This window comes from Streptomyces sp. (assembly GCF_031178505.1).
Classification (GTDB): domain Bacteria; phylum Actinomycetota; class Actinomycetes; order Streptomycetales; family Streptomycetaceae; genus Streptomyces; species Streptomyces gulbargensis.
Genome location: NZ_JAPSIW010000218.1, coordinates 1 through 9,173, shown reverse-complemented (window position 1 = coordinate 9,173; position 9,173 = coordinate 1). Strand labels below are relative to the sequence as shown.

The following is a 9,173-nucleotide window of genomic DNA, read 5'->3' as shown; positions in this document are numbered from 1 at the left end:
GGGTAGTCGTCGGCCGAGGAGGAGGCCAGGGTGGCCAGGAAAGGGAGCAGCATCGCGCCGAAGCCGTCCTCGATGCCGATGGTGCTGCCCGTGGCCTGCCGGATGTCGCTGTCCGGCATGCCCAGCGTGCGGCGCGGGAGTTGGAAGACGTGCGTGGCGAACCGCTGCGGATAGTCGAAGGAGTACGGTCGGTTCGTGTCGTACAGCACCAGGTCGCCCTCGCCCAGCTCGGCCCGCCGGCCGTCCTGGACGAAGGTGGCCGTGCCGGATATCTGGACACCGACCGCCACCAGCGCCTCGGACGACCTGGCGATCAGCGCCGGCGTGCGGCTGACCCGCTTGGCGTCGGCCTCCATGGTGGAGACCTGGAGGTATCCGAGGCTGTCGGTGGTGATCCGGCCGTCGAACGGCCCGTCGCCCCGGGGGGCCACCGTCATCGGCACCAGCGTCCTGCTCACCGCATCGTTCCAGTACGCGACCTTGTCCCGGTCCGGCACGGAGGCGGTCGTCAACACCAAGCTCACAAGGCTCTCCGCTCAGGGAAGTGACTCCAGGGCCGCGACGGGCCCGGGTTCCCGCTCGCACTGAACAGCCAAGCAGCGGGCCCTTTCCGTCTCCAGGCAGAACCACAGGCAGGAATCGCGGGAGCCGACGGGCGCGTCCGGTGCTGGAACCACCGGCCCGCGTCGAGCCGGGCAGCTCGCTGCGCTCCGGGGCAAGACGTGGTGCATGGCTCGGCAAGAGGCGGCGCCTCCCCGGCCGTAGCGTGACGGCGTTCCGTGCCGCACCGAGGCGCGGACCAGCCACTTCGCACCGAGGAGAGACCCATGCCGTACATCACCGTGGGCCAGGAGAACACCACCGTCATCGACCTCTACTACGAGGACCACGGCGCCGGTCAGCCGGTCGTCCTCATCCACGGCTTCCCGCTCGACGGCCACTCCTGGGAGCGGCAGAGCGCCGCGCTGCTCGACGCCGGGTACCGCGTGATCACGTATGACCGCCGCGGTTTCGGCCGGTCGTCCCAGCCGACGACAGGCTACGACTACGACACCTTCGCGGCCGACCTGAACACCGTGATGGAGACCCTCGACCTGAACGACGCCGTCCTCGTCGGCTTCTCCATGGGCACCGGCGAGGTCGCCCGCTACGTGTCCACGTACGGCTCCGCCCGCGTCGCCAAGGTCGCCTTCCTCGCCTCGCTGGAGCCCTGCCTGCTCAAGACCGACGACAACCCGGACGGCGTGGCCCCCAAGGAGTTCTTCGACGGAGTCGTCGCCGCAGTCAAGGCCGACCGGTACGCCTACTACACGGCCTTCTTCCAGGACTTCTACAACCTCGACGAGAACCTGGGCACCCGCATCAGCGAGGAGGCCGTCCGCAACAGCTGGAACACCGCGGCCCGCGGCGGCTCCTTCGCCGCGTCCGCCGCGCCGTCCAGCTGGTACACCGACTTCCGCGCCGACATCCCCGCCGTCGACGTACCCGCCCTCATCCTGCACGGTACGGCCGACCGCATCCTGCTGGCCGAGGGCACCGCGCGCCCCTTCCACAAGGCGCTAGCCTCCGCCGACTACGTCGAGATCGAGGGCGCCCCGCACGGCCTGCTGTGGACCCATGCGGAGGAGGTCAACACCGCCCTCCTCGCCTTCCTGGCGAAGTGACGCCCCACCCGCCGGTCCGCACGGTGAGCGCACCGCCACGCGGGGGCCGGGGCCGCCCCGGCCCCCGCGCCGGGTGATGGCGGATCCCCGACGCCACCCGGATGCTCCCGGCCCACGACCGCGGGAACCAGACAGGAGAACAGAGAGCCCATGCAGTTCGGCATCTTCACCGTCGGGGACGTGACCCCCGACCCCACCGACGGCCGTACACCGTCGGAACACGAGCGCATCAAGGCGATGATCGCCATCGCACTCAAGGCGGAGGAGGTCGGCCTGGACGTCTTCGCGACCGGCGAGCACCACAACCCGCCCTTCGTCCCGTCGTCCCCGACCACCCTGCTCGGCTACATCGCGGCCCGCACCGAGAAGCTGATCCTCTCCACCGCCACGACGCTGATCACCACCAACGACCCGGTGAAGATCGCGGAGGACTACGCGACGCTCCAGCACGTGGCCGACGGCCGGGTCGACCTTATGCTGGGGCGGGGGAACACCGGCCCCGTGTACCCCTGGTTCGGACAGGACATCCGCCAGGGCATCAACCTCGCCAAGGAGAACTACGCGCTGCTGCGCCGGCTCTGGCGTGAGGACGTGGTGGACTGGGAGGGCACGTTCCGCACCGCTCTCCAGGGTTTCACCTCAGCACCCCGGCCGCTGGACGGCGTCCCGCCGTTCGTCTGGCACGGATCCATCAGGTCTCCGGAGATCGCGGAGCAGGCCGCGTTCTACGGTGACGGCTTCTTCCACAACAACATCTTCTGGCCGGCCGACCACACCCGGCGCATGGTCCAGCTCTACCGGCGGCGCTACGCCTACCACGGCCACGGCCGTCCGGAGGACGCCATCGTGGGCCTCGGAGGCCAGGTCTTCATGCGGAAGAACTCCCAGGACGCCGTACGGGAGTTCCGCCCGTACTTCGACAGCGCACCCGTCTACGGCCACGGGCCGTCCCTGGAGGAATTCACCGAGCAGACCCCGCTGACGGTGGGCTCACCCCAGCAGGTCATCGAGCGGACCCTCTCCTTCCGGGAGACCGTCGGTCACTACCAGCGTCAGCTCTTCCTGATGGACCATGCCGGGCTGCCCCTCAAGACCGTTCTGGAACAGCTCGACATCCTCGGCGAAGAGGTCGTGCCCGTGCTGCGCAAGGAGTTCGCGAACGGGCGCTCCGCCGACGTGCCCGACGCGCCGACGCACGCGACCCTCGTCACCGCCGACGCGAGGCAGCGGGGGGTGACCGCCGCGTGAAGCTGACCGTCGTCTCCGCGGGGCTGAGCACGCCGTCCTCCACCCGCCTGCTCGCCGACCGGCTGGCCGAGGCGGCCCGCGCCGATCTCGGCGGTCAGGGCCACCCCGTGTCGACGGAGGTCGTCGAGCTGCGCACCCTCGCCGACGACATCGCCCACCATTTCGTGGCCGGCTTCGCACCGCCGCGACTGGCCGCCGCCATCGAGGCGGTGACTGCGGCCGACGGCCTGATCGCCGTGACCCCGGTGTTCACGGCCTCCTACAGCGGGCTGTTCAAGTCCTTCTTCGACGTGATCGCCCCCGACGCCCTCACCGGGCAGCCGGTCCTGATCGCGGCGACGGGCGGTACCGCACGCCACTCCCTGGTCCTGGAACACGCGCTGCGGCCGCTGTTCGCCTATCTGCGCACCGCCGTCACTCCCACCGCGGTGTACGCGGCGTCCGAGGACTGGGGGTCGGGGGGAGACGAGTACACCGAGGGCCTGCCCGCGCGCGTCCGGCGGGCAGGCGGTGAGCTGGCTGCCCTCATGGCGGCCCGCCCGCCACGGACCGATCTGGCGGACGACGTCACCGCCCTCGAAGAGCAGCTCGCCGACCTGCGCTTCGACTGAGGCCCGGGGACTCCTCGCCCGAGCGAGATGCGGCATGCTGGAGTGTGAACACACGTGTTGTTCCAAGGAGCCGCGGACCCCGACGCGCAATCGGCAGCGCGCTCGGCCCGCTCTTCGGCGGGCTGCTCTCCGATGGAACGCCCCTGTGGGACGCCGCCCGTCTGCGGAACCTCGCCAACCACGCCGGGCCGGTGGTTCCGACTCCTTCAGGAACCGGGGGAGCGTCTGCGGGACGCGGCCCTCAGCGGCTCCCTGTCATCGTCCTTGGCGGGGCACCCTCAGCGGGATCGACGCCGTCGCCAGTGCCAACGCATCCTCCTTGCCCGGGTAGGTGTCGGTTCAGGCTCGGCAGGAACTGCCTGTGCCGAACGGCCGTCCGCAGGGGGTGTCCTTCAGAACGCGTTCTTCCTGGACCGCGCCGGCCGCAGCCCTGCGGTCGGACAACGGTGCCTTCCACGATCACCTGGTCTGTCTCCGTCACAAGGGCGCTTATCCGCCTGGAGCGGCGCGGCCTGTTCGCTGGCCTCGCGGCTCCCGGTCGCCGCGCTGGGCACTTCGGGTCCTTCTACAGCGAGACGCTGTACTTCTCCTTCCCCGACTGACGAAGCCCGCCGCCGGTCACTCCACCGTGTCGCCCTCGCATGTGCGGGGTGTTCCACGCCTGCGCGACCCCGTCTCCCGAGGTCGCGCGCGGTCCTCGCACGAGCCGTCGCCGGCCGGCGTCACCAGGGGCGGTGCAGCGGCCCCGGCACCGGTGGGGGCGGTCGGCGGCGGCGCCTGGCGGCGGTGGTGAGCGTGTCGACCGCGGCGAACGTCAGCCAGGCGGGTACGGCGGTCGAGGTCATGGCCAGGACGGCGACACGCAACTGGCCGACGTCGGGGAGCGGGCCGCACGGCACGCCGCCGGGCAGGCAGGACGTCATCGACTTGACGAGGACGATCCAGCCGAGGGCGCCCAATAGACCACAGCCGAGGACGGCCACCAGGCCACGCACCAGGCGGAGCGACGCCTCGTCGCGGGTCGCCCACACGGCCGCGCCCACTTCCGCGAGGCCGAAGAGCGCGAGCAGCAGGAGCCAGGCGTACTCCGGAAAGGGGTCGAGGACGGCGAGCACGAGGTTCAGGACGGCGGCCGCGAGCGCGGCCGGCACTCCCAGCCGTACGACGAGCGGGCCGACCGGCTTCGGTGGCCCGAAGCCGGTTCCGAGCCCCTTGTCGCGTCGGCGGCCCGCCAGGACGGTCCCGAGCAGGGGGATCAACGCCCCGGTCAGCAGGATCGGGAGCAGTACGGTGGAGAGGCGGTCGCCGAGGAGGTACACGGTGCTGCCGACGAGGACCAGGGCGCCCGGCGCCTCGGGGGCGATGAACGACGCGGCGTAGACGACCAGGCTCGGCAGCGAGAGAAGGTACGCGAGCGTGGTGGTCAGGCCGGCCGCCGAGAGCGTCAGGACGAGGGCGGACAGCATGTGGGGCCGGCGTGCGCGCTCCACCACCGGCTGCCAGGCCTCGGCCACCGTCACCAGCCAGCGCACCAGCGCCCATCCGGCCAGGCACAGCAGGGCCGCGTACGGCAGCACGTACGAGAGGCCCTTGCCCCCGAGTGTCGCCAGCATCTGCAGTCCGCTCGGCCTGAGCACGGTCACCACCCCTGTCCCGAGGCCGAGTCCGATCCCGGCGGCGCGCACCCGGAGCGCCGATCCGCGGGCGACCGCCCGCCACACCACGGTCCCCGCCGCCGTGACGAGCAGGCCCGCGGCCAGCGCCACGGAGAAGTGGTCGGGCAGCCGGCCGCCGCGGAACCCGCCGCCGGCGGGCCCCTGGGCGACGATCTGGTGGACGAAGGCCGCCACGGCGCCGACGGCTCCCAGGTCCCAGAAGCTGACGCGGGAGAGCGCGCTGTCGTCCTCCAAGGCCGCCAGGCGCCGGGCCGGCGTCGGATGGGCCCGCAGAAGGCCCGTCGCACCGCGGCCGCCGCGCCCGGCCGCTGGACCTTGCGGCGCGTGCGCGCGGGCCTGGCTTTCGAACAGCCGCCGCAAGGAGGCGCCCCCGCCCTCCCATCGGCACACGCGTGCGTCGGCGTACAGCTCGCGGCTTCGGAGCACCGCCCTGCTCAGCAGCGTCACCAGAAGGGCCAGCAGGCCGAGTTGGGCGGCGAAGGCGTACACCAGGACCACGACCGCCCCCTGGAGGACCGGAGCGAGCAGGAACGCCAGCCCGGCGAACGCCAGCACCGGCGGTCCGCACATCCGCCACACGATCAGGGTGAGGAAGCCGACGTCCAGGTCCCGGTTGCGAATGTGCGCGAGCTCGTGGAGGACGACGGCCCGGAACGCCGCCCGGTCGTGGGCGGACAGTGCCAGCAGCCCGCCGCTGAGCACCACGTACCGCCGCCCGACCCGGCCGAAGGCGAGCGCGGCGATCGTCGGGTCGAGCGGCTCGGTCAGGAAGGTGACGCGCGCGCGTACGCCGGTCTCGGCGACCAGCGCGGTGAGGGTGGCCGACAGCTCCGGCATGCCGGTGAGCGGGCGGTAGCGGCGACGGGCGATACGCCACGGGGGCAGCGCCAGGTAGGCGCCGAGGATCAACAGAAGGAGGAAGCCCGTGGCGGCCGCCGGGACCCATTCCGCCGTTCCTCGGGGGTCGTGGCAGCCGTCCTCGAAAGGTTCGGGGACGAAGACGGACGGGTCCTCCGCCCGCCGTGCCGCGGCCTCGTCCGCCGCCGCGGCGAGGCAGTCGAGGTAGTCCGCCAACTGCGGGAGGTCGGCGTCGTTCACGAGCGTGGCCGACACCGAGTTGGCGACGAGGGCCGTCACCGCCGTCACCGCCGCGATGAGCAGGACGAAGCGGACCGTCGTACCCGAGGGCAGGGCGAAGGGTCCGGTCGCGGGGCCGGACCCGCGAGACGGCGGCGGCACCGACGTCATCCCGGTCCGCCGGCCGAGCCGGCCGGGGCCTCTCCGCTCCCCTCGCCCGCGGTCGACTCCCGTACCGCTGTGGCCAGTTCGGCGACGATGCCGTCGGCGAGGGCCTGGGCCTGCGCCTCCGGAACCCTCAGGCGCAGCGCGGTGGCACGGGCCACCTGGCGCAGCTCGGCGAGCTGCTCGGCCGACAGGGGTGCGCGGCGGGGCAGCGCGGGCGCCGCCTCAGGCACGCGGCGACGCCGGCGGAAGCGCCCCCGCAGGCCTTGTCGGGCCGTGTCGGCCATCTGTCCGGCCGCCTGCTGGGAGAAGTGGTCGAGTACGTGCACCGCCGTCAGCAGGGAGACCGTGCCGAGCAGGGTGGCCGCGGTCTCCAGGCCGAAGCCCAGCGGATCGTCGCGGCGGACGGCGTGACCGGCCCGGATGTGCTCCGGAGCGCTGTGGAAGGCCTGTGCCGTCAGCTCGAACTGTGCCAATTCGTGCGGCGCGACGAGCGCCACCGCCTTCCGCGCCAGCCGCGTCGCCATATCCCGGTCGTACGTAGCCACCCCGACCCCCGTCGCTCCGACATCCCGCCCGATGCGGCGCAGGGTACGCCGGGCCCCGGTGCCACGGGAGCCACTGCGGGGATCGATGGCCGGATTCTGCCGCGCGAGGAACCGGTCTCGGCCGGGTCGCCGTCCACGGGCGGTGGAATCGGCGGCGTCGGGCTGGGCATCGGCCGGTGCGCGCGCTGCCGGGTACGGGCCCGGGGGCGGCCCGACCCGAGGGCCGGTGCAGGATCTACGCCGGCTGGATGGAGATCGCCAAGCTTCCCGCCGGGGCGCGGACTCGACGGAGCGCCGAGATGCGGGACTTCCTGCGGTCGCGACGGGCTCGGATCACTCCAGCGGAGGCCGGCTTGGCGGTCGGTGACGTGCGCGGTCGGCGTACTCCGGGGCTGGCCGCGAGGAGGTCGCGGCACTCGCCGGGGCCGGGGTGTCCTGCTACACGTGGCTGAAGCAAGGCCGGGAGATCAATGTCTCCGCCGAGGGGCTCGACGCGATCGCCCGGGTGCTGCGGAGGGACGGCTCCGAACGCGCACACCTCTATCGGTTCGCCGGGTTGAACCCGCCGCGGGAGCGTCCGGTGTCCGGCCGCCGCGTCCCGGACGGGCTGTGTCGCGTGATGGACTCCTGGCTGCCCCGTCCGGCCCATCTGATCGACCGGCACTGGAACCTGGTGGCCGTGGATTTTCTCCGCGCCCGGGCAGTGAGCCTTTCCCAACCTGGTCGTACCAGCCACGAGTTGGACGTTCCTGCGCAACGGCGAAGCTCCTGGTAGACGGTGTCACGACCAAGATCCACCGTGCTGCCCAGGAGCTTCGCGTGCTTGTCTATCCGTCGTCGATCGACCTGTCCAGTCGCACCCTGCGGTATCTGGCTGGACAACTCACCGTCCGGCGGCAGGAGATCGGAACGCGGTGGCGACGACTGACACCAGGGCGCCAGGCCCTGCTCGCCCTGGCCCACCTGCGGTGCGGCGACACCTACGCCCAGCTCGCCGCCGGATTCGGTATCGGGATCGCGACCGCCTTCCGCTACATACGCGAGGCCGTCGACGTACTGGCCGCCCTCGCCCCGTCCCTGGCCAAGGCGATGACGACGATCCGGATGAAGGCATTCGTGATCCTGGACGGCACCCTGCTGCCGATCGACCGGATCGCCGCCGACACCCCGTACTACTCCGGGAAACACAAACGCCACGGCATGAACGTCTAGGTCCTCACCGACCCGTCTGGGCGGCTGCTCTGGGCGTCGCCGGCTCTGCCCGGATCAACGCACGACCTGACCGCCGCACGCCACCACGGGCTCATCGAAGCCCTTGCCGATGCGGACCTGAAATGCTGGGCGGACAAGGCGTACCAAGGAGCCGGTGGACCTGTCCGGGTGCCCTTTCGCGGCCATCGCCTCAAGCGATGGAAGCGTCGCCACAACAGCACCCACGCCAAGATCCGCTGCCTCGGCGAACGCGCCATGGCCACCCTCAAGGGCTGGCGCCTCCTGCGGAAGCTCCGCTGCAGCACAACCCAGATCACGGACGTGGTGAAGGCCGTCGTCGTCCTTCACCACGCCTCAACCTGAAGTTGGAAAAGGCTCACTGAAGCGTCACATCGAAGCCTTCCCGCCGGTAGAGGTGGAGCTGCCGTGGGGCAAGCCGGACGGGGAGAGGAAGAAGTTCTCCCTCCTGCTCACCACGCGCTTCGGCAACGCCGTCGCGGTGAACACGTGGAACACCTACACCTGGAAGCCCGCCTTGGCCAAGGCGGCAGTCATTCCCGCCACGTCCTTAGGGGGCGAAAGCCTGGCAGTGGGCGGCGGCCCCCAAGGACGGTTCCCACGTGCTCCGGCACACCTACGCCTCGATCGTGTTGGAAGCCGGAGTGTCCGTTGTGACCCTGACCCGGTGGCTCGGACGCTCCTCGCGGGCGATCACCCTCGGTTACTATGCTCCCTTCATGCCGGAGGCCGGCAGCAAGGGGCGCGGCGTCATCGACGGTCTGCTGGGGGAGCGGGGAGACCGGCCCGCCGGCCGGAACTCCCCAGATTCTCCCCAGCGTCGTCGACCGGCGATTCCCGCCGCTACGCCCCGCAGAAGTCGTCCGTGGTTGACAAGGCAGAAGAGATGGGTGGCCCGGGAAAGTGTTGCAAGAGGTCGTAGCGACCCGCTATGTCACGCCCCTGCGTGAGGGC

General features: G+C 71.6%; 6 protein-coding genes and 2 pseudogenes. 5 read left to right on the top strand and 3 right to left on the bottom strand.

Annotated features, from left to right (window positions below; translation table 11 throughout):
- Positions 1–515 (bottom strand): annotated as a pseudogene (locus RIF68_RS16565) (transcriptional regulator); the annotation flags it as partial.
- A gap of 312 nt (positions 516–827) precedes the next feature.
- Here RIF68_RS16565 and RIF68_RS16560 point away from each other — a divergent pair.
- The 3 genes from RIF68_RS16560 (at position 828) to RIF68_RS16550 (ending at position 3,523) form a co-directional block, all read left to right on the top strand.
- Positions 828–1,664 carry an alpha/beta hydrolase gene (locus RIF68_RS16560; protein WP_309052031.1) on the top strand — a complete coding sequence of 279 codons (837 nt, stop codon included), beginning with the start codon at positions 828–830 and terminating at the stop codon, positions 1,662–1,664.
- Between the two features lie 150 nt (positions 1,665–1,814).
- Positions 1,815–2,912 carry an LLM class flavin-dependent oxidoreductase gene (locus RIF68_RS16555; RefSeq protein ID WP_309052030.1) on the top strand — a complete coding sequence of 366 codons (1,098 nt, stop codon included), beginning with the start codon at positions 1,815–1,817 and terminating at the stop codon, positions 2,910–2,912.
- Entirely contained in the window at positions 2,909–3,523 is a 615-nt protein-coding gene (locus RIF68_RS16550; RefSeq protein ID WP_309052029.1) for an FMN reductase, read from the top strand. The genes RIF68_RS16555 and RIF68_RS16550 overlap by 4 nt, the downstream gene beginning before the upstream one ends.
- 722 nt (positions 3,524–4,245) lie before the next feature.
- Here the strand turns inward: RIF68_RS16550 and RIF68_RS16545 are convergent.
- Together RIF68_RS16545 and RIF68_RS16540 are read right to left on the bottom strand one after the other, a co-directional pair.
- A complete protein-coding gene (locus RIF68_RS16545) occupies positions 4,246–6,438 on the bottom strand; it encodes a M48 family metalloprotease (RefSeq protein WP_309052028.1) in 2,193 nt (730 codons plus the stop codon).
- A gap of 5 nt (positions 6,439–6,443) precedes the next feature.
- Entirely contained in the window at positions 6,444–6,968 is a 525-nt protein-coding gene (locus RIF68_RS16540) for a hypothetical protein (RefSeq protein WP_309052027.1), read from the bottom strand.
- A gap of 451 nt (positions 6,969–7,419) precedes the next feature.
- On the opposite strand from RIF68_RS16540, the gene RIF68_RS16535 reads away from it, so the two are divergent.
- Entirely contained in the window at positions 7,420–7,764 is a 345-nt protein-coding gene (locus RIF68_RS16535) for a hypothetical protein (RefSeq protein ID WP_309052026.1), read from the top strand.
- A gap of 44 nt (positions 7,765–7,808) precedes the next feature.
- Positions 7,809–8,564: pseudogene (locus RIF68_RS16530) on the top strand (transposase family protein).
- Positions 8,565–9,173 lie beyond the last annotated feature (609 nt).